The 21,659-nt window shown below is 43.4% G+C and carries 21 protein-coding genes and 1 riboswitch; of the genes, 4 read left to right on the top strand and 17 right to left on the bottom strand.

Annotated elements, in window-relative coordinates:
- Nucleotides 1–6 precede the first annotated feature (6 nt).
- From rsgA to ACYSNU_RS03805, 14 genes are all read right to left on the bottom strand, one after another.
- Nucleotides 7–900, bottom strand: a complete 894-nt coding sequence (gene rsgA, locus ACYSNU_RS03740) for a ribosome small subunit-dependent GTPase A (RefSeq protein ID WP_461735873.1) — start codon at nt 898–900, stop codon at nt 7–9.
- A gap of 167 nt (nt 901–1,067) precedes the next feature.
- Nucleotides 1,068–3,230, bottom strand: a complete 2,163-nt coding sequence (gene pknB, locus ACYSNU_RS03745; protein WP_461735874.1) for a Stk1 family PASTA domain-containing Ser/Thr kinase — start codon at nt 3,228–3,230, stop codon at nt 1,068–1,070.
- A complete protein-coding gene (locus tag ACYSNU_RS03750) occupies nt 3,227–3,967 on the bottom strand; it encodes a Stp1/IreP family PP2C-type Ser/Thr phosphatase (protein ID WP_461735875.1) in 741 nt (246 codons plus the stop codon). Before ACYSNU_RS03750 ends, pknB begins: the two co-directional genes overlap by 4 nt.
- Before the next feature lie 36 nt (nt 3,968–4,003).
- Entirely contained in the window at nt 4,004–5,365 is a 1,362-nt protein-coding gene (gene rsmB / locus ACYSNU_RS03755) for a 16S rRNA (cytosine(967)-C(5))-methyltransferase RsmB (protein ID WP_461735876.1), read from the bottom strand.
- Complete coding sequence (fmt, locus tag ACYSNU_RS03760; RefSeq protein ID WP_461735877.1) at nt 5,365–6,309, bottom strand: methionyl-tRNA formyltransferase; 945 nt, start codon at nt 6,307–6,309, stop codon at nt 5,365–5,367. The genes rsmB and fmt overlap by 1 nt, the downstream gene beginning before the upstream one ends.
- Nucleotides 6,302–6,793: a peptide deformylase gene (gene def, locus ACYSNU_RS03765; protein ID WP_461735878.1), complete on the bottom strand. Its 492-nt coding sequence runs from the start codon at nt 6,791–6,793 to the stop codon at nt 6,302–6,304. Before def ends, fmt begins: the two co-directional genes overlap by 8 nt.
- Before the next feature lie 17 nt (nt 6,794–6,810).
- On the bottom strand, nt 6,811–9,219 hold the full coding sequence (gene priA / locus ACYSNU_RS03770; RefSeq protein ID WP_461735879.1) for a primosomal protein N': 2,409 nt from the start codon (nt 9,217–9,219) through the stop codon (nt 6,811–6,813).
- A 316-nt stretch (nt 9,220–9,535) separates the two neighbouring features.
- The gene (gene rpoZ / locus ACYSNU_RS03775; RefSeq protein WP_265459977.1) at nt 9,536–9,838 is read right to left on the bottom strand and encodes a DNA-directed RNA polymerase subunit omega; all 303 of its coding nucleotides are present in this window, start codon (nt 9,836–9,838) and stop codon (nt 9,536–9,538) included.
- A gap of 5 nt (nt 9,839–9,843) precedes the next feature.
- The gene (gmk, locus tag ACYSNU_RS03780) at nt 9,844–10,458 is read right to left on the bottom strand and encodes a guanylate kinase (RefSeq protein WP_265459978.1); all 615 of its coding nucleotides are present in this window, start codon (nt 10,456–10,458) and stop codon (nt 9,844–9,846) included.
- Between the two features lie 108 nt (nt 10,459–10,566).
- Nucleotides 10,567–10,851: a hypothetical protein gene (locus ACYSNU_RS03785; protein WP_265459979.1), complete on the bottom strand. Its 285-nt coding sequence runs from the start codon at nt 10,849–10,851 to the stop codon at nt 10,567–10,569.
- A 26-nt stretch (nt 10,852–10,877) separates the two neighbouring features.
- Nucleotides 10,878–11,759: a YicC/YloC family endoribonuclease gene (locus ACYSNU_RS03790; protein ID WP_461735880.1), complete on the bottom strand. Its 882-nt coding sequence runs from the start codon at nt 11,757–11,759 to the stop codon at nt 10,878–10,880.
- A gap of 18 nt (nt 11,760–11,777) precedes the next feature.
- Nucleotides 11,778–11,999, bottom strand: a complete 222-nt coding sequence (locus ACYSNU_RS03795; RefSeq protein ID WP_265459981.1) for a YdbC family protein — start codon at nt 11,997–11,999, stop codon at nt 11,778–11,780.
- A complete protein-coding gene (locus ACYSNU_RS03800) occupies nt 11,969–13,657 on the bottom strand; it encodes a patatin-like phospholipase family protein (protein WP_461735881.1) in 1,689 nt (562 codons plus the stop codon). Before ACYSNU_RS03800 ends, ACYSNU_RS03795 begins: the two co-directional genes overlap by 31 nt.
- Before the next feature lie 50 nt (nt 13,658–13,707).
- Nucleotides 13,708–14,472, bottom strand: coding sequence for a class A sortase (locus ACYSNU_RS03805; protein ID WP_461735882.1), 765 nt, complete (start codon nt 14,470–14,472; stop codon nt 13,708–13,710).
- 339 nt (nt 14,473–14,811) lie between these two features.
- On the opposite strand from ACYSNU_RS03805, the gene ACYSNU_RS03810 reads away from it, so the two are divergent.
- On the top strand, nt 14,812–15,594 hold the full coding sequence (locus tag ACYSNU_RS03810; protein WP_461735883.1) for a hypothetical protein: 783 nt from the start codon (nt 14,812–14,814) through the stop codon (nt 15,592–15,594).
- A gap of 51 nt (nt 15,595–15,645) precedes the next feature.
- Nucleotides 15,646–15,746: riboswitch (TPP riboswitch) on the top strand.
- A gap of 44 nt (nt 15,747–15,790) precedes the next feature.
- Nucleotides 15,791–16,393 carry an energy-coupled thiamine transporter ThiT gene (gene thiT, locus ACYSNU_RS03815; RefSeq protein WP_461735884.1) on the top strand — a complete coding sequence of 201 codons (603 nt, stop codon included), beginning with the start codon at nt 15,791–15,793 and terminating at the stop codon, nt 16,391–16,393.
- 194 nt (nt 16,394–16,587) lie between these two features.
- Here the strand turns inward: thiT and ACYSNU_RS03820 are convergent, their stop codons facing one another.
- The 3 genes from ACYSNU_RS03820 to ACYSNU_RS03830 all read right to left on the bottom strand — a co-directional run bounded on the left by ACYSNU_RS03820 (nt 16,588) and on the right by ACYSNU_RS03830 (nt 18,954).
- Nucleotides 16,588–16,779 (bottom strand): hypothetical protein, encoded by a 192-nt coding sequence (locus ACYSNU_RS03820; protein ID WP_461735885.1) that lies wholly within the window; start codon nt 16,777–16,779, stop codon nt 16,588–16,590.
- Between the two features lie 111 nt (nt 16,780–16,890).
- A complete protein-coding gene (locus ACYSNU_RS03825) occupies nt 16,891–17,568 on the bottom strand; it encodes a helix-turn-helix domain-containing protein (RefSeq protein WP_461735886.1) in 678 nt (225 codons plus the stop codon).
- Nucleotides 17,569–18,162: 594 nt separating this feature from the next.
- Nucleotides 18,163–18,954: a helix-turn-helix transcriptional regulator gene (locus ACYSNU_RS03830; RefSeq protein ID WP_461735887.1), complete on the bottom strand. Its 792-nt coding sequence runs from the start codon at nt 18,952–18,954 to the stop codon at nt 18,163–18,165.
- Nucleotides 18,955–19,318: 364 nt separating this feature from the next.
- Here ACYSNU_RS03830 and ACYSNU_RS03835 point away from each other — a divergent pair, with 364 nt between their 5' ends.
- Entirely contained in the window at nt 19,319–19,636 is a 318-nt protein-coding gene (locus tag ACYSNU_RS03835) for a PTS cellobiose transporter subunit IIB (RefSeq protein ID WP_461735888.1), read from the top strand.
- A gap of 12 nt (nt 19,637–19,648) precedes the next feature.
- A complete protein-coding gene (locus ACYSNU_RS03840; RefSeq protein ID WP_461735889.1) occupies nt 19,649–21,658 on the top strand; it encodes a BglG family transcription antiterminator in 2,010 nt (669 codons plus the stop codon).
- Nucleotide 21,659: the final 1 nt, after the last annotated feature.

The raw sequence follows: 21,659 nt of genomic DNA on the forward strand, positions 1-21,659 counted from the left end.
AAATCCTCATTTCTTCTTTTTATAAACTGGGCGGCGGTTTTCAATCTCCGCCATAAACTGCAGATAATTTTGGTAGCGGCTCTCCGCGATTTCCCCGCTTTCGACTTCTCGCTTGACTTCACAGCCAGGCTCTTGACTATGGCGGCACTCGCGAAAACGACAATGGGGCGCAGCCTTCACGAATTCAGGAAAATAGCGGGGCAACTCTTGCACGGTCATTTCCAAAAAATCAATCGAGCTAAAGCCCGGCGTGTCTGCGACAAGTCCATCATACAAGGGCAATAATTCCACATGACGAGTCGTGTGCTTCCCACGACCTAAACTTTCTGAAATCTCAGCCGTCGCCAGTTGTAAATCTGGCGAAATCCGATTGAGCAATGTCGATTTCCCAGCACCGGATTGCCCCATGAAAACAGTTAGCATTTCCGGAAAAAGCCGCTCTAGCTCATTTAAATTATCCGGTTGGGCAGCGATAACTGTATAACCAATTTCCTCATACAGAGCTTGCACCGTTTTAACTAAAGTCAGGTCCGTTAATAAATCGGTCTTCGTCAAATAAATAATCGGTTCAATATCTTTATTTTCCAGTGTGACTAAAAAGCGATCGACAAGATTATAAGAAAAATCCGGTTCCACCATGCTGGTGACAATCACGCCTTGGTCGACATTGGCCACCGGCGGCCGCACAAGCTCATTGTGCCGCGGCAAAATTTCCAAGAGGTAGCCGTCCGTCAGATTTTCACTTTCAAAGACCACTTGATCTCCTACCAGCGGCGTAATCTTGCGATTGCGAAAATTTCCCCTGCCTCGTGTTTGATAAGTTTGTCCATCGGCATACACATAATAAAAACCACTTAACGCTTTTCTGATTTGTCCTTTAATTCTCTTCCCCTCCTTCAATTTAATTAGCTTTGCTGTTCAGGCGTCTATTCCGTTTTATTTTAGCATACTTCAAAAGGCTTGGGGAATGAAAGGGCAATCCACCGCATTGTACAAAAAAATCGGCTAGTCCAAAAACTAGCCGATTAGCTAGGGAGTTTAAAAATCGACTCCCTAAAAATATTTTACTAATTATTATCAGAAGAACTCGTAGTTGAGCCGGTTGAGACCACTATCTGAACGGTTGAACCGACTTCAACTGCTGTTCTGGCGTTTGGACTCATGCTAATCACTAAGCCGGCCTCAACGGTTGTCGAGCTGGCAGTGGTTGTGGAGACAGTTAAACCGGCCCCCCGTAGATAGCCTTCTGCATAGCTTTGAGTTTGCCCCACTAAGTCTTGCAGAGTAACCGTTTCAGCGGGTTCAGGTCCTTGACTGACTGTCAGTGTAACAGACGAACCACTGCGAACAGTGCTGCCAGAGTTTGGATTTTGACTGATTACATTGCCGGAAGCAACAGTATCGCTGTAGGCTTGCTCTTCATTGACAGTTAAGCCTAACGCCTCTAATTCGCTTCGCGCCCTAGTTGCTGTCATCCCAGAATAATCTTCTAAAGTAATTTCTTCTGGCCCTGAGCTAACGTTTAGCGTAATCGTGTCAGCAGTTCCAATGTTTACTTCTGTTCCACTAGTTGGTGTTTGACTGATGACTGTGCCTTCTGCTACCGTGCTGCTTGGCATATTGTTGCGGCTAATTTGCGATGAAGAAAATCCTAATTCCTCCAAGGCTGCGACGGCATCGTCATAGGTCATCCCTGCATAATTGCCAACCCTTGCCGTTTCAGGACCAGTGCTGACTGTCAGTGTAACCGTAACGGATTCATCAGACGGATCAACTTCAGTTCCAGCATCCGGGGTTTGGGAAATCACATCCCCTTCCTCCACGGTGGCGCTAGTGTCCTCTTCCCGCTCAATTTGAGCAGACGTGAAGCCTAACTCTTCTAATGCAGCGACGGCTTCTTCATAAGTCATGCCGGAATAATCGGCTAAGGTTTTCGTAGCACCCGTGCTCACATAGAGAGTGACCTCTCGACCCGTTCGCACTTGAGCATCGGCTTCAGGATCTGTTCGAACTACTGAGCCAGCTTCGACTTCATCACTGGTGACTTCTTTGGTTTCTGAAGCGACTTCCAAGCCTAAATCTTCTAAAGTTGTGGTGGCTTCTGCGACCGTCTGTCCACTGACATCTGGTATAGTTACCGTTTCACCGCCAGAACCTAAGAAGAATAAAACCGCGCCAATCACAACCGCTAAAGCTAAAATGGAACCAATGATCATCGCTTTGCGTTTATTTTTTTTAGGTGGCGGCGTTGGTTCTTTTTTACTCGGCTGATCGGTATCCTCTGGAAAAGTCGGCATCGGCTGTGTAGCTGTCTGACCAATTGGTGTGTCTGATGCTATAGGCACCGCCATTGCAATCGTTGCTTGGTCGTGAACCGCTGGCACCCAGCGAGGCTCGTTTAAGCGTTCCGGATTTAAGGCCGTCCGTAAATCATCTTGCATTTCTTCTGCCGTTTGGTAACGATTCAACGGATCTTTGGCGGTCGCATGAAGCACGACATTCTCTAAAGACTGCGGCGTGTTGGAATTAAAATCACGAATTTCCGGCAGCTCTTCTTGAAAATGTTTTAAGGCAATCGTGACTGCTGATTCGCCGTCAAAAGGTACTTGTCCTGTCAGCATTTCATATAAAATAATGCCCATTGCATAGATATCTGACTGTTTGGTGGCCATGCTGCCTCGGGCTTGTTCTGGTGACAGATAATGGACTGACCCTAGCATGGTATTTGTCTGGGTAATAGATGTTTCAGATAAGGCTATCGCAATCCCGAAGTCGGTGATTTTGACAACCCCGTCTTCATCAATCAAAACATTTTGCGGTTTTAAATCCCGGTGAATAATGCGGTGCTCATGGGCCAATGCCACCGCCGATAAAATTTGGTCCATAATATCGACGACTTTGCCGAAGGGAATTGGAAAATGGGTTTGAATATAACGTTTCAAATCCATCCCCCGCACAAATTCCATGACCAAATATTGCAGGCCGTTATCCTCACCAACATCATAGACGCTGACAATATTCGGATGCACCAGCTCAGTTGCAGCTAAGGCCTCCCGCTGAAAGCGACGAATCGCCGTTTGATCATTTTGAAAATCAAAACGCAAAACTTTGACAGCAACTTCACGATCTAAAATTAAATCTCTGGCTAAAAAAACATGCGCCATGCCACCACTACCAATGTTACCAATTATTTCATAGCGGCCGTTTAATTTACTGCCAATCTCAATCATTGGTTATCCTCCTTTAACTGAATAATCAATACCGTAATATTGTCCGCCCCGCCGGCTTCATTTGCGGCGGCGACTAATTGTTCTACTTTATCTGCTAAACTTTTTTCTTGAAAGACAATTGCGGCAATCTCAGCTTCTGAAACCATATTGGTCAAGCCATCTGAACAGAGCAATAGATAATCGTCTGTCCGCCATTGATCAACAAAAATATCCACAGCAATCTGATTGGGCATGCCCACAGTGCGGGTCAAAATATTTTTATTAGGATGCTTTTCCGCCATCTCAGGTGTAATTTCGCCAGATTTGACTAGCTCGTTGACCAGAGAATGGTCATCAGAAATTTGCGAAATCTCTTGATTCCGCAATAAATAAGCGCGGGAATCCCCGACGTTGGCGATGATGTATTGTTCCTCTAAAATGACCGCCATCACAGCTGTGCTGCCCATGCCATCATATTCAGGCTGCAATTCGCCGATGTCATAAATTCTGTGATTGACCGCTTGAATGTTTTCTGTCAGCCATTCAGTAATCTCTTTGACCGTCAGGCTGGCATTTTCCTGCCAGGCGCTGCCGACTTCAGTCACAATCATTTGGCTGGCAACATCACCGGCTAAATGACCGCCCATCCCGTCCGCTAAAATTGCTAACGGCAGGCCGACTTGATTTTCAAAGACATTTGCGGCATCTTGATTCATCTTTCTGCGCTTACCTACATCAGATTGAAAACGAATTTCCATCAAACTTTCCTCCATTGTCATTTCCCGCTAAAACACTTACCCCTTTTGCATGACGCAGATGAAAAAGCCATCGGTCATGGCATCCTGCGGATAAAGCTGGATACACTGATTGACGATAAATTGTTGCATAAAGGGATTGGTGACTGGTTCAATTATTTTAAAATCCGGATGGTCCTCTAAAAACTTGGCAATTACCTGCTGATTTTCCTCTTGGGTAATCGTACAAGTGCTATATGTTAGTATACCTGATTTCTTTAATGTTGGGGCGACACTGGCTAATATTTCTTGTTGAATAGCCGCCAATTTAAGAAAATCTTCCGGTTTTTTAGTGTATTTGATATCTGGTTTCCGGCGCATCAAGCCTAAACCGGAACAAGGGGCATCAACTAAAATCCGGTCGAAGCTTTCTGCCGGAAAAGCTCCCTGCACTTTTCGAGCATCCAACTCTTTGGTGGTGATAACATCCTCCACCCGCAAACGGCGAGCATTATCTTCTACTAATTTTAATTTATGCTGGTGAATGTCCAAAGCAATAATTTCGCCGCCAGCCTTCGCCTCTAAATAGGTTGCCATATGCGTAGTTTTGCCGCCAGGCGCAGCACAGGCATCCAAAATTTTATGCTGCGGGGCAATTTTTAAAGTCGGCGCTACTAACATCGAACTTTCATCTTGAATCGCCAATAGGCCATCATTAAATAATCCGCTAACTGCTAAGCGCCCTTTTTGGCCAACTACACCAAAGGGCGAGACTTGGCTGGCGCTCACCTCTAGGCCATCTTCTTCAAGGGATTGAATCGCTTCTTCTCTACTCAATACCCTTAAGTCAACCCGTCCGCTAGCTTTACTTGGAACTAAGAGGGATTCCCCAAGTTCCCGCGTCTTTTCTTCCCCTAGTTGCTCTGTCAATTTTTCCACGAGCCAAAGAGGCATACTGATTTCAATTGATAAGCGTTCAAGGGGATTTTGAATCGTTTGGGTATCCCGCAAGTCTTTGCGCAGATAATTACGCAAAACACCATTAACAAACTTCGCAATGCCGTCATTGCCACGGGCCTTTGCGATTTCCACCGCTTCATTTAAGACAGCATGGTCTGGCACTTTATCTAAAAAAGTCAGCTGATACGCCGATAACAATAATAAATTTTGGACCCATGGATCGATTTTTTTGGTCTTTTTAGTAAAAGGCTCAAGGTAAAATTCCAGTAAAAGCTTGCGGCTAATCGTACCGTAAACAATTTCTGTTAAAAGACCGCTGTCTTTGGGACCTAAATTCGCCTGCTTCATCACATCAGCTAAAAGCAGATTTGAATAAGCTCCGCCGGCAAATACTTTTTCTAAAGCCGTCAATGCTAGATAGCGAACCGAATATTTTATTTTATTGGGAATTTTTTTTGCCATCAGCCTAATAAATCTCCCTCTTGAACTTTTTGACCGCTGCCATTGAGAAATTCTTGGATTTTCTGCTTGCCTTTACCGGCTGGCTGCAGCTCATCGATAGCTAAAACGGTACCGCCGCCACAGGCCACCCAAAGATTTTTTTTATCTTTTTTGATGATGGTGCCAGGTGTCGCATCTGTGGCTTCCGCTGTTAAAACAGTCGTCTGCCACAATTTCCAGCGGCTAGTGCCATCCATTGTAAAGGCGATGGGCCACGGCCGCAGTCCCCGCACTTTTTGGTCAACAGCTGTTGCGCTTAACTGCCAGTCAATCGCTTCTTGTTCTCGTGTGATGTTTGGTGAGAAGGTTACTTCGGCTTCCTTCTGTGGTGTTGGCGTAATATTTCCCGCCAAAATCTCAGGTAACGTTGTCAACAGCAGCTCTTTACCTAATAGGCTCAGCTTATCAAACATCGTGCCGACATCATCTTGCTGAGTAATAGGAATTTTTCCTTGGGCAAAAATTCCGCCGGCATCCATTTTTTTAATCATTTCCATAATGGTTACGCCAGTTTCTGAGTCGCCATTCATCACAGCGTAATGAACCGGCGCCCCACCACGATATTTCGGCAGTAAAGAAGCATGAACATTAATCGCTCCGTGAAGCGGCGCTTGTAAAATCACCTCTGGTAAAAATTGACCGAAAGCAGCCGTCACAATCACATCTGGTTTTAAGGCAATAATTTCTGCCATCTCCGGTGAGCCGGAAATTTTTTCCGGTTGCAAAACCTTCAAGTCATGGACTAAAGCCGCCGCTTTGACCGGTGGCGGTGTGATAATTTTTTTACGGCCAACGGGTCGATCCGGTTGGGTCACCACCGCTTGAATTTCATAGCCGGCCTCAAGCAAGCCCTCTAAAATCGGCACCGAAAATGCCGGTGTCCCCATAAATACCACTTTAGTCATGCTGGTGTTCCTCCATATACTTTTCTAATTCAGCTTCGGGAATCGCTTCAATCTGCTTATCGATAAAAACTTTCCCCTGTAGATGGTCAACTTCATGCTGGATAATGCGGGCCAGATAATCAAAGGCCTCCATCTCCAACTCATCGCCTTCTCTGTCAAAATAAATCACGGTAATCTCTGTACTGCGTTTAACGGTGCCGTATTTTCCCGGCAAACTAAGACAGCCTTCAACATCAATGTCTTCGCCGCTACGTTTGACAATTTTCGGGTTAATCAATTCAATGACTTCCCCCTCGTCTGCCTCAACGATGGCAATTTGCAGGTTCACCCCGACTTGCGGTGCTGAAAGACCGACGCCATCGTGGGCCACCATTGTTTCCTGCATATTATCTAATAATTCCACCAGCTCATCTGTGATGACTTTGACTGGCTCGGCCATTCTTTTCAAACGATAATCCGGATATAAAATAATCGGTAACCGCATGTCTCACCTTCCTTTTTCTACATAAAACTAAGGGGTTCATTGTCGATTGATAAATACAAGCCCCGCTGCTGTTCCTTCTGTGATTCACTGAGGATTTTTTCCAAAGCCTCAACCAAATGCGGTTCTTGTTTGTATTTGATAATCAGTTGATAATAGTAACGATTTTTAATCCGGGCAATGGCTCCAGGTGTCGGCCCTAAGAAAATGCTATTAGGACCAAGAGCCGCTTGTAGCTGACGCGCCACTTGGAAAATTTTGCGAGCAGCGACTTCCTCTTCTGGATGATTAGCGGTAATTTTCACCGTGAAATAATACGGCGGGTAACCGCCATGATGCCGCACCTTCATCTCTCGTTGGTAAAAGGCTTCGAAATTTTGCTGTTCCGCCAGCTGAATACTGTAGTGCTCTGGATTAAAGGTTTGAATCACCACTTCACCGGCTTTATGGCCTCGACCAGCCCGACCACTGACCTGAGTCAGCAGTTGAAACGTGCGCTCACTGGCCCGAAAATCCGGTAAATTTAAGGCTGTGTCGGCATTTAACACGCCGACTAAGGTCACATCTGGAAAATCCAATCCCTTGGCAATCATCTGCGTACCTAATAAAATATCTGCTTTGTGGCTGCCGAACTGCTGCAGAATTTTTTCATGGGCACCCTTGCGTCTAGTCGTGTCGACATCCATCCGCAAAATCCTGGCAGCTGGCAAAAGAGTTTGCAGCTCTTCTTCTACCTTTTGCGTGCCAGTACCGTAATAACGAATTTTATCTTCGCCGCAATTAGGACAGCGATGGGGAATCCGTTCCTCATGACCGCAGTAATGACAGCGCATCGTTTTGGTATCCATATGTAAGGTCAACGAAATTTCACAGTTGGGACAAGGCAAGACATACCCACAATCACGACACATTACAAAGGAAGAATAGCCCCGCCGATTCAACATCAGTACACTTTGCTCGCCTTTGTCTAAGCGATCAACTAATTTTTCCAGCAAAATACTGGAAAAGGAGCTGGTATTTTGTTTTTTAAACTCGTCCCGCATATCGATTATTTCAACTGTTGGCAACGTGGCCTGAGCATTGCCCCGCTTCGTTAAGCGCAACAGCTGATAAACATTTTTCTGGGCCCGTGCTCGGGATTCCAATGACGGCGTCGCACTGCCTAAGACCACCGGACACTTGTGATACTCTCCCCGCCAGATTGCTAAATCGCGGGCGTGATATTTTGGCGTCTCTTCTTGTTTGTAGCTGGCTTCATGCTCTTCATCGATGATGATTAAACCGAGATTGCTTAAAGGAGCAAAGACAGCCGAACGGGCGCCGACTACGACTTGGGCTTCCCCCCGCTCAATCTTGCGCCACTCATCGTATTTTTCTCCTTGGGATAAGCCGCTGTGGAGCACGGCAACTTGTTCACCGAAGCGGCCTTTAAAACGTTCCACCATCTGTGGCGTTAAAGAAATTTCCGGCACCAGCATCATGGCGGTTTCTCCCCGCTCTAAAACTTCGGCAATACTTTGCAGATACACTTCGGTTTTACCGCTGCCGGTGATGCCTTCTAATAGGAAGACTTGCGCTTTTTTTTGCGCTTTGGCAGCTAAAATTGCATCGACGGCAATCTGCTGCTCAGCATTTAGCGTTAAGGCTGTCGTCTGAGTAAATTCCCGGTCTTTAAAAGGGTCCCGGTAGCTTTCAATTTCTAAAAAACTTAGCCAGCCCTGTTGTGCTCCTTGATTTAAGACAGCAGTCGTCAAGCCTTGTTCTTTATACCATTTAACAGACTGCTGCTCGGTCACAGCTAGCAGCTCTATCAGTTGAATTTGCTTTAGCGCATTTTTTCTTAGGCCGGCTTGAATTTCTTGTAATTGTTCTAGCGTGACTTCCCGTTTCACAAAACGCTCTGTTTTAACTTTATTTTTTTCATTGACCTGATAGCGAATATCGACCTTGCCGGCTTTGCGTAAGTCCAGCAATTCTTTCAAAATTCCCCGCTCCTCTGCTTCCTCCCACATGATTTCTGTAAAATTCGGAAAGAGAGCAGCCACTTGAGGGTCTTCTGTCACAGGCACGATACTCTTGTGGTACTCGGCCTTTAACACACTGGGCAGCATCGTTTGCAGACAAGTAATTTTAAAGGAAAAAGTTTGTTCCTTCATATAATCTGCCAAGGCCAGCTGCTCAGTATTTAAAACAGGCGCTAAGTCCAGCGTCCGCACAATAGTTTTCAAGGAAATTGCCGAGGTCTCAGGTGATGAATCATTGATTGCCACAACAAAGCCCTGCAGATGCCGGTTGCCATTTCCAAAGGGCACTTCTACTCGCATGCCCACCTGCAGCGTCTCCGCTAAAAAGGAGGGTAGCGCGTAGGTAAAAGGCTGGTCCGTCTGCATCGTTGGCACATCGACAATCACTTCTGCTACTTTTTTCAATTGTGGGCCACCTCCTCGTTTTCTTTTCATTATACCTTGTCTTAGCTGCGCCGTTAACTAGAAACCTCTGCTTATCGGATTCTTCGTCTAGCCTTAAAACGCACAAAAGAGGTTGCGCCACAAGACTTCGCCAGATGAAATTTCAACCTTGATTGCCTTTGTCCAGTGGTCCACAGGGAAACAGACAGGCAATGCCTGTCGCCTAAATCCCAATTGGTCCTTGTCACAAATTTACAATACATCCCAGTATAACTAGGAACGGTTCGGAAATATCCCTCTGCTTTTGCTTGTGTCACAACCTCATTTATTGCTTGCTTTATCTTTGTTCGTCGCGAATTTTCGCTTCTAATTCTTTTTGTTCCCGATCTTTTTGCGCTTGACGGGCTTCTTGTTCCATCTTCAAGCGTTCCCGTTTTAATTCAGGATTTGGATCGCTGACCACATTGCCGGAATCAATTTCTTCCAAGGCTTGGCCAACGCTTTTAACAGATTCAAAATTGTCGACAGTGGCCTGCGCACCAGCATCTAATTCGTGGGCCCGCTTGCTAGCCAAAATCACTAGGGAATACTTTGAGTTGACTTGATCCAAAAGTGAATCAATTGAAGGTTTTAACATCATAATTTTTAAATCTCCTTTAGCATTTTTACATATCGGCCAATTACCCGGTTCACACGGAAATGCTCACTGGCAATAATATCTTTAATTCTGGCAACCGCCAGTTCAACTTGATCGTTGACCACTGCATAGTCGTACAAAGCCATCATCTCAATCTCGGCTTTGGCAACTTCCATCCGTTTTTCAATCACTTCGCTGGCATCGGTGCCACGATTGACAATCCGTGATTTTAATTCGGCTAAATCTGGCGGGGTTAAAAAGATAAAGACACCATCTGGTACTTTTTCCTTCACTTGTGCTGCCCCTTGGACTTCGATTTCTAAAAAGACATCCTTGCCTTCATCTAAAGTTTGATTGACATAAGTTAAAGGTGTGCCGTAATAATTGCCGACATATTCGGCATATTCCAGCATTTGACCGGCTTCAATCATCGCTTCAAATTCTTCACGACTGCGGAAATAGTAATCTACGCCATCGACTTCTCCCTCCCGCATTTGACGCGTAGTCATTGAGATAGAATATTGAAAGTCATTGTCATCACTTTCAAAAATCGCTTTGCGCACTGTTCCTTTGCCGACTCCTGAGGGGCCAGACAATACTATTAATAATCCACGCTCTGTCATGAGGACGTCCTTTCATTGGCTAATCTTTTTTCGTTTTATCTATTTTGCACTTTTTCCAGTGGTTTTTCAAGGTTTTCTTTTCAAATTGAAAAAATCGCTAGAATCCCATTAGAAGCCCATGTTAGAAAGGGCATTCACGACTCCCATAATCTCGTCATGGCGTTTGATATCCTTATCAATTGGGTCAGCCACTTCATCAATGTCAATGCGGACGATAAAATTGCGATTTAAAACAATTTGCGTGCCGTTATTGATTAAGATATGTAGCTCCTTATCTGTCACTTTGGCACAGGCGTCCTGCCAGGTTTCAAAATCCGGCAGCTCTGAAGGGATACTTCTTTTGACTACACTTTGGCCGTTTGCTTGGTGGAATGTCACATCATAGTATTTCATTTTGGTTCCTCCTGAATTTCTGATTTTTATTCAACATTTTGGACTTGTTCGCGAATTTTTTCCAAAATAGTTTTCATTTGCACCACCCGATTTTTAATTTCAATCGGGCTTGATTTGGAACCAATCGTGTTGACTTCCCGATTCATCTCTTGAATCAGAAAATCTAATTCTCGACCGACCGGCTCTGCTTTGGTCAATAAATCTGATAAGCTTTCCAGATGGATGGTCAAGCGGTCCAATTCCTCATGGATGTCGCCTCTTTCAAGTAGCAACGCCATTTCAGTCAAAAGCCGGTCTTCGGCTACATGATCCTCCAGCCAAGTTTTCAGCTTTGTTTCAAAACGCTGCCGGAAATCCGCTTCAAATTCGCTGACAAAGCTAGCCAAATCCTCTTTAATCACAGTGAAATTCTGTTGATATTGCTGTAGTACCTTTTGAATACCCACGCCTTCTTTTTGGCGGCTTTGATCCAAGCTGGCAATTGCTGCTTGCACTGTCGCCAACAACAGCTCTTCCAATTCTGCAGCTTGATTGCTTTCCACAACTTTAATGTAATTCTCTTGGGTGACTAAACTTGGCAATAAGGCTGCCGCCAAATTTTTAGTCTCAATCTGGCAATCCGTTAAGCCGCTGTCTAAGCGGTGCAGCAGCTGATCCAACAGCTCCCATTGAACCTGCACTTCTTTGCTGCCTGCCCCAATTTCCCGCAGATTGATATAAATTTCGATGCGCCCTCTTTGAATCTGCTCCTTCACCAATTGGCGAATCGCCAGCTCAAACGGGTTGACTTGCTTCGGCGAACGAATCTGAACATCTAAAAATCGGTGATTGACACTTTTCATTTCAATATCCAACTGATAATGCTGATCTGCTTGCAGGGCTTTACCAAAACCTGTCATACTTTTCATAAACCATGGACCTCCTTATTAATCCATCGCCTTAATAGCTGCTTGCAACGCCTTAAATTCTTCATTAGATAAGGTGACGCCTTTCCCCATCTTTTCATGATCTGGCGCCCAATCCCGCAAATCAAATTTTGCCGGGCGACCATTCCAACTGATTAAATTTAATTCTTTGCGCCAGCCCTTCGGATTTTCCGATAGGACAGCGATTTCTTCTAAGATTTCATAGGAAAACTCTTCTGCCATTGTTGTGATCCTCTCTTTAAATAAATTAAGTAGCAAACAAAAAATGCCATTAAAGGGTTGCGCTGATAGGCTTGAGTCATCAAGGGAATAATCGTCTCATCTGACACTTGCCGGGCCGCCGATAATAACCGGTTGACCTGTTCCTCATCAGAAAAAGCCGCCGCTTGGTAATACTTGGTCAGCCACTCGGTAATCGACAACTCTTGATATAGCTGAACCTTCTGCCCTGCTAAATTATTCAAAATTGCTGCCTTCATTGTAGCATAATCATAAATTTCTGTCGGGGCTACCGCAGTGTAACGGGCCGCTGATTCCAAAAGACAGCGGCCAACTGTTTCCCAGACGACTTTTTGACCGTAAATTTTGCTAAAACGGTCGAGAAATTCTTTGCGCTCCATTTTTTTACCGGGGATAGCAGCCGTAAATTCCTGATAAAACTGCTGCCACTCTTTTTCCAAATCCTCCTCAGGCAAAAAGCTGTACCAAAAGCCTTGTAAATTACCTAAACATTTGCGGGTCTCTAAATAACCTAACGTTAAATTACTTTGGGATCGCTCCGGTGAAAAAAGTAAAAACGAACCCAAACTCCAAGGGGAATGCAGGGTAAAAAGATTGACACCTTCTGGCTGGCGCACCGGTTTTGTCAGCCCCGGACCTTTAATGTCCACCACAAAACAATCCGTCGCTCCTTTTTGATAGGCAATGTCAACAGGAATATTGTTGCGATAGCCACCGTCCATATAATAATTGCCGTCGATTTCCTGGAGAGCCATCGCCGGAAAAAATGAAGCCGAGGCTAACAGCCAAGAAACCCAATCCTTTTGAAACTCTGGCTGATAGCTAATGCGGGTCTCCCGCAGACCAGCAATCGCCGTCGTTACAAATTGAAAATCAACTGTTGTCTCCCGCATTTTTTCAGCATCGTATAAATCCAGCAAAATGTTCCGCAGCGGTTCCGCCGAAACGCCACGATTTTTGATCGCCGATGTCGTCAAAGAACCGATTTGACTTAGTAGACTCGGCAAGTTTTCCGACTGCTCGCTAGCTTTCGGAAACACTAGCACATGATCCGTCGACATTCTTTGCCACAGGGTTTTGGCAGCGGCCAAATCCCCCTGCGCAAATAGCGCCCCATTCAAGGCTCCCACTGAAGCTCCCGTCAAAATCTGAATCGGCACATGGCTTTCCGTCAGAGCCATCCAGACACCCACTTGATAGGCACCATGGGAACCGCCGCCGCCAAAAACTAAGGCATTTTTATAGACGAGTTTTTTGCTCAAGCCGCCAGCGGTCTCTTGAAAGCCCGCTTGTTTAAAAATATCGTCTTGGAAAGACACCTGCCGCTGAGAAAAATCTAATATCAAGGTCTTTTTGAAAAAAGAGCGGGCAACTTGTTCTACCACTCTCAGCAATTGTTTTTGCGAGCGGCAGCGGAGCACTAGCAGATTATCAATAATCAAGGCCTCTGCTGTTTTTTGATAAGAGAAAAAGAAATGGCAGCTGGCTGTTTCCACAACAGCCGCCAACTTTCCTGACTGCGCTAACAGCTTACGACGTGCTTCGCTGTGGCTGCCAAAAAAAGGCCAAACGAGTTGGCCTTGATTTAAACGATTTTTCCATTGGGTGTCTTCTGATTGATAAAGTGGCGAAAACTTCATGTCCATCTCCTAGCTCTTCATTTGGCAGTTACTTTTTAATTAATCTGCGACTAATACGTGTTGGCACTAATATCAAAGGCCGCCGTCATATCCGATGTAGCATCTGCAATCGGGGTTACTGATGCCAACTCGCCTTGAACGATTAACCGATTGGTGCCGGCGCCATCGCCACAGGTCAATAACGTGACAATCGTTCTTCCGGGAACATCATCTAAGACATAGGAATCGGTCGGCTGCACGATTTCAATATTGTAAATAGTATAGGTATAAATATTTTCTAAGTCAGTTAGATAAATGATTTCACCTTCTGAAACTCTCGTTAAAGGCCGGAATAATAAATCAGCATTGGCGGCACGGTGACTGGCCAGCCCGTAATTGCCTTCCCCCATCACTTGATTTTCTTTGGTGGTGCCAGCCCCATAAAAGAGGGCATTGTACTCAACACCTTTAAAAATCGGCAGGTTAATCCCCACTGAGGGCACTGCTACCGCCCCGATGACCGCAAAATCCGAATCTGAAAATTGGTCTTGGATAACCGCCTCCGTGCTAATGGCGGAAACCTGATCATAATCAAAGGTCGCCTGGGCATCTTGATTTTCAACGATATCATCCCGCGTATAATTACCAATTGAATATTGCTCGGTATTGCGGGCCATTAAAAAATCTTTAATCTGCTCATTAAAAACTAACGCCAAGCCAGCAACTAGCAACAGCAGCAGAAAAATATTCGACAGCCAGCGGAGCACCGGATTGCGTTTTTTCTTTTTGCGGGTTGGTTGCGGCCGTTTAGCCGAAGCTTTCTTTTTCTTACTCATGACCGTTCCTCCTGTCGATTGCCCTTAAAACAACCAACGTTTTCTTATTGGTATTTTACCACATTTCCTTTAAGATTTCGTAAAACTGCGCTTGTCAGGGAACAGTCTCACAGCCTTGTGAAAAATTTGAAAAACTGAAAAAATTTCCTTCACAAAAACTGAAATTTAATTTTCTTTTTTCATTCGCCGCCAATTCTTCCGCAAAATCGTCAGCTTAATGATAGAATACTGTTGACTTTTGTCTCCTTTGTAACAAAATCTTAAAAGAAAAGAAATACCTAATGTAATGAAAACAAGGTAAAATAGAATTAGCATAATCTAGGATGGGGAGGGGTTTAATTGAACAGCAATATTTGTGTCCACATCGACACATTGAATAACACCGTTTTAACGCGGGGCATCTATGCCAGCGACTTTTTTGCTGCCATCACCCACCAGCCTAAGAATTTATTATTATTAGATACCGCGACAACTATGGGGGAATTTGAATCCCATACCGGTATGAAGATGATTAAAGGGACCGAGGCCGTCATCAATTACGGCCAGCAATGGCAACGGCGGGGACCCAGCAGTCAAAACAAGTGGATTGATTTTAATGATGTGACGATGCTCAAAGAATTAACACCGATTGAAATTTCTGAATTATTGTATCTCGGCCACACACAGCACCCGCTGCGTTCGCCGTTTTTCTATAAGCTGCAAAATAATTTTGTCTACTTTGACGGCAGCGGCTATTTTAGCAAGACCTATTACCGCTACTTAGATGAATTTTTCCAAGTCTTGGCGAAAAAAATCACGACAATTTTACAGCCGCGGGTCAATGAACGCCGCTCGATTTTCCGCCGCAGCAGCGCAGTTGAGCCGATTCCAACAAGTCAGCTGAAAACCTTGAAGCACCTCTTTCAAGAGGGCATTTCCTTTAGCTTTGATAAGGCGGAATACACCAATCAATTATTTAAAATACCCATTTACGTCGTGGAAGATCGCTTCTGGAAGTCGCAATCAGCCCAAGCAAGTGAGCAGCTAGCAGCTTCGATTACTTACAACGCCAATGAAAAAAGCTGGCAAATCGCCATTGAAAATGACGATTTAAATTATTTAATCAACCAAAATGCAAATTAATTGCTCGCTAAAGTATATTATCTGTGATAAAGTAAATGCATAATTAAATACAACTTTGCAAAGGGGAGCCCTTGTGGCTGAGATTGAGTAATACTCTAAACCCTCGTACCTGTTTCGGTTATTCGAGCGTAGGAATTGTAATGGTCAGACGACACGTCCAACCTCTTCTTTGCATAGACCAAGGGAGAGGTTTTTTATGTCGAAAAAAATGGATATTCGGGTGTGGGTCGAAGGAACATTGGTGGCGGCCATGGCAATGGCCTTGTCTTTTATTCCGTTGCAATCATTAAACGCTAGTTTAGATTTATCACTGGGAATGGTCCCGTTAGTTTTGTATTCTTATCGCCGCGGCTTAATCCCCGGCCTAACAGCCGGCTTTGTCTGGGGCCTTTTAAGCATCGTCTCCGGCAACGCTCTAAAATACATGGTATCAGTACCACAAATTATTTTTGAATATCCCTTCGCCTTTGCTTTCGCTGGCATGGCGGGCATTTTCGCCCGCCAAGTGCAGCAGGCCATCAGCGCTGACAAAACAAAAAAAGCCATCACCTACGTTGTGATTGGCGGCATTGTCGCAGCCTTTTCCCGCTGGTTCTGGCACTTTTGGGCAGGCGTATTCGTCTGGGGCGCTTACGCACCCGAAGGCATGAGCCCTTACTGGTACTCCTTCACGCTAAACGGCGCCAGCTTTTTAATGAACGCCATCTACATCGCAGTTGTTTTAGGCGTGTTGGTTTCAGTAGCTCCTTCATTGTTTGTGGTGAAGACTGCACCGCAGGTTTTTTCGGCGAAGAAGTAAAAAAGATCCTTGCTTTCAATTTGGTGCACTGCCCTCAAAAATTTTGATTTCTTGAGGACAGTGCTTGCCACTAAAAGCAGGGATTTTTTACATTCGATTGTCATATACTCGGGCTGTTTTTCGTGCAGGAATTCCTTCTGGACCTAGCTCAATGGTTAATAGTTGACCAAAATTACCATTCTTAGCAGCCACTTCTAACGTATTATAAATTTCGACTTCTTGATTGGCATACTCCTCGGCCGTGCCAATTTTTCTAAGCCTGCTGTCAAATCTTCCTTTGGAATCACATACAGTTCACCTACCTGCTCAACTAGGGCTACGAAGTCTGTGCCGACATAGCTATCGCCGCCGCTCCAGAAATTCATGTCAAAATATTCAGAAGCCACCTTGACCTGTTCCCAATCCTTTACGTAGGCATAGTTTTCCGTGATATCCGCATAGGAGACGATATTTTCTCCTTAATAAAATACGGGCTCACTTTCATTTGTCTAAGCTCTCTAAAGCCTACGGGGGGATTGCAACTTGTTGGATATAGCGTACCCTTTTGTCCAGTTCGTACTCAAGCTGTCTTTAGAAAAGCCCGCCCCCACCAATTTCTTGCGAATTTTGGCGATTAGCTGTGAAAGTTGGACCAACCGTGAATTTGTCACTTCACCAGGCCAAATTAGCTGACTTAACTGTTCTCGATCAATAAAACTGCCCTGTGCATTAAACAAAATAATAAATACTTTCCGCTCATTTTTGGATAAGCTATCCAAAAATTTCTCTTGGCGAATCTCAATATTTTGCTTTGAGATTCGCTCAGCTAAAGTTGTTTCAGCTTCCGCCATGATATCTTTTAACTCAATTAAAGAAATAGTTTTTCTGATTCTTTTTAAAACCCCAAATTCCTCATGTCCAGCAGTATTTTTCGCTGTATTTTCCTCAGTTACCTGAAGTAAAACAGCATCTGCAGCCTTTGTCGCAGCAATAATTGGTTGGATTTCTTCTTCCAAAAAAATAGTCTGACTAATTATGATAATGGTGAAAATATCCAAATACTTCTGTCCTCGTCTCTTCAAAATACTCTCAAACATGACTTTCGAGCAAAAAACTTCATACCCCAATAGTTGAAGTTTATTTTGAAAATCTGATTCTGATAAAACATCCTTCGTAAGAATCCCTATATGTGCCACCACAACACCTCCTAAAAATTTACCTTTTCTACTCCTTGCTATTACAAAACTTTAAAAAAAAGCAAACATCTACCGATTTTTATTTATCTATGACTATGACTAATTATCAAAAATAAGAAATATCATTTTTGATATGATTCACTAATAATTTTAAAAGCTTTACAATAAAGTGTCAATTTATATTTGACCATTTTAAAGTAATATTTTTTTATATTTCTATATTTATAATGAATTGCAATTATTTTCATCCTTAAATATTCTGTGTACCCTCTCAGATTATAGCAACGAAAAACTGCAATAAAAGCAGTTCCTAAGATAACTATTTAAAAAGTTAAAAGTATTTCCTTTTGAGGAAGAAATCCTCTCCCATTGCAAATACTGAAACGTTTAATCAGGTTCCCAGTTCTATTAAAACTGCAGCCGCTAATTTTTATTATCTTATGATCGAAAAAATTTTTCTGTTCATGTAACTAGTTAGTTGCTTCACTGTCATCTTCTAAGTAAAATTTTTCCCTTCCGTCTCTTCTGGCAACCAATCAAAATCCTAAATCTTCTATTATATACAGAAAAAAACTGCTCAATTACAAGCAGTTTTCAAGTGATATATTTGATGACAGGCCGTTCAGTTAGGACTTTAAAATAGTCCCCACCTGAATCCAAGCTTGCCATGATCGTTTGAAAATCCTCAGCCTCCTGATGGTTTTTAATTGGAACAAAATCGTAATTGCCTTGTTTGGTTCGATAACTATAGGCCCATGGATTGCCGGCTGCCAGTTTAGTGCTGTAGGCTTTCCCGAAAACAAGATATTTCATATCTGTAAATGGAAAGAAATGCAATTTGTCCTCAGCCAGCCATTCCATAATTGAGAAAGAACCGATGCCTTTCTCATTCAGCCAATATAGTTGATAATTGTAAACGGGAAATAGTTTCAGAAATTGCTGGGCTTCCCCATTGTTTACTGGTACATATGGGCCGAAATAACCGGGGATAATCGCTTCTTGAACAATTTGTAGCCAGTACAAATTTTCAAAAAAATCAGGTTCGACGGTTAATTTATCGGTAAAAAACTGTTGGAGGAATTGCTCTTTTTCCTCCGTTAAAACGGCATCTCTATTAAATGCCGTCAAAAACCTTTGCTGCAAGTTCGTTGCGCTTAATGGTTGTAGCATCCTCTTTCGCTCCTTTGCCACCTCAAGCAAATCATCCACTGAAAATTTATAAAATGCAGCCAAAATTTTAAGGCTGTGCAAGTCTGGTTGGCTTTTATCCAGCTCCCATTTGGACAGAGTTTGGCGGGAGATTTTTAATTTTTCAGCAACCTCTGCTTGGGTTAAATTGTGTTCGCTGCGAATCTTTTTTAATTGTTCACCAATGGTTACTGTCATCTTAAACCGCCTCCACTCAAGTTTTCAAGGACTATTCGGGCAAAAATTCATTGCAGTCGCTTTTAAGCTGTGCAACAGAACGTTGCTTTCTTGATTTAACTATAAACTAGCATAAAGAACAGCGCAAATCGCCTATGAAGAAGTAGAATTCTTCCTTTGAAAATCATTTAAAAATTTTGGAGAGGTCTGCTAAACACTTCTTCCTCTATCTTTTTATACCTTCTAAACAACTTCCGTAATGAAACGGAAAATTTTTACATACTAAAAGAAAACGCTTTCTGATATGCTTTTTCTATCTAATGAGTCATTTTTTTAGTCTCGTGCTTTAATAATATTTTACTCATTTATCTTAAGGAGGAACACTATGAAAAAAGCACTAATTATTTGCGCCGGCGGAATGTCTTCATCCGTCATCGCCAAGAAAGCAACTGACTATTTCAAAGAACAGGGGAAAGAGATTGAACTGGATGCGACTTCTGCAACGCAAGGGGCCACGAAAATTGCCCAAGATGAGTATGATTTGTATTTGGTCAGTCCACAAACCAAGATGTATTTTGACAATTTGAAAAAGGCAGCGGACGGCAAAAATAAGCCAATCACTAATATTCCGCCGCAGGCTTATGTTCCTATTCCCATGGCAATTGAAAAACTGGCAGCAGTCGTTGAATCAAACCTCGCTTAAGGACTGATGAGCATGTTAACCAAAAAAGAAGTGCAAGTTTTGAAGCTAATGTATCAAAATCGACATACCTTCCAGACTAGCCAAGATTTAGCAGCACAACTCTTTTTATCCGATCGGACTGTGCGAAAGTATCTGCACAATATCAGCCAGTCGCTAGAAGAAAAAGGCCTTGCTTCAATCCAAGCAAAAAGAAGCCTTGGTTATCAGCTGCTAGTTACGCAGGAGAAGGAATTCGAGGCATTTTACAAACGAATTGTCACTGATTTCCCGACAACAGCAGAGCTGCGATACAGCAGTGAAAGCCTTGACCGTCAATATTATATTTTGAGTCAGCTTTTTTTTGAAGAAAAAGAAATCTCCTTGGACTCCCTCAGTGAAGAGTTATTTGTCTCCCATTCAACTTTGTCTAATGACTTGGTTGAGATAAAAAAATTGCTGAAACCTTACACGATTCAACTTAAATCTAAGGAAAAACGCGGGTTGTATCTAGTGGGGCGGGAGCAGGATTTCCGGCGCTTTATGATGAATTACTTTTTTATGAAACGCTGGCATGACAATATGTATAATTTCTCCACTTATACAAACCTATTAACTGGTATCAGCGTTGAAGAAATTGTCATCATTGTCTTGGATGAATGTCGCGATGCTCATTTGAAACTGTCAGATTTTATCATTTACAATTTGGTGTTGCATATCGCCTTGGCACTTAAGCGGCTGCAAAATCATTTCAAAATTGAGCAGTTGGCTGAGATGTCGCCAAATCATGGGTCAAAGGAGTACCAAACGGCTTTGAAAATTGTCCAGCGTTTGGAAAAAAGTGCTTCCCTCACTATTCCCAAGGAAGAAGCCGAATACATTGCGCTTCATCTACAAAATGATTTGAGCTCTAAGAAGGCCTTTCAAAAAATCCCCTTCAGTGAGACTGATGTCAAGGCACAAATTAGTTTAGCTATAGAAGGGATTGAACACGCGACTGGTTATCAAATCAGCCAGGATAATATTTTGCTGGACGGTCTCTTGATGCATTTTACGCCACTACTCTTACGGCTAGAGAATCAGAAGTCATTGGAAAATCCATTGCTGCCGGAGATTAAAGAACGCTATGGCAGCTTGCTTAACTTAACAATTCACTACTTTTCAACAATGCCAGTGTTACAAGGCTATCAGATTTCCGAAAACGAATGGTCTTATCTTACTATCCATATTTCTGCAGCTGTCGAGCGCTTTTTCAACGCACAAAAAACGCATGTCTTAGTGGTTTGTGCCACCGGCTTAGGCAGTTCGCAAATGCTCAAGAGTCGCTTGGAGCACGAATTAGGTTCCAAAATTATCATTGAAAAAGTCTGCAGCTATTATGAAGTCAGCCAAGAGGATGTTGCTAAAGTCGACTTGATTATCTCCTCTATCAATTTACCTAATGTTATCTATAATGTGCCGATTGTCTATGTCAGCGTCTTTCTCGATGCGGCGGATATCGAGAATATCAACCAAAAGCTGGCGAAATCACAACGGCAGCTGTTCACCCAAGAACTCATTGCAGCAAGCCCCAATGAACAGCTAGAGAAAACGGCGTTGATTGATAAATATTTCCAAGCGGATTTATTTTTCAGATTTGAACAGGTACAGACAAAGGATAACGTATTGGAGGAGTTATTGGCTGGCATTCAAAAACAGGAGAATCAACCGGTCATTGCTTCTTTAACAAAGCAATTGGAACTAAGGGAAACTTACAGCTCCGTCGTTTTTTCAGAATTTTTAGCGGTGCCCCATCCGATTGAGGCAATCACTGATGATTCGTATGTGGCGATTGCCGTTGCTCCTAAAGGAATTACTTGGTCTGAAAAGGCGCAAAACATTCAACTGGTTTTTCTGCTGTCTCCTGATAAATTAGGCCAAGGCAATTTAGAACTGATTAGCCAATTGCTGGCTAAAATTATTGAAGATGATCAGCTGCGACAGGCTCTAGTTGGCAGTCAAAATTTCCAAGAATTTAAAGAAGTATTTACTCAAGGGGTTTTATAAA

It is taken from the genome of Enterococcus sp. LJL120 (assembly GCF_054871765.1).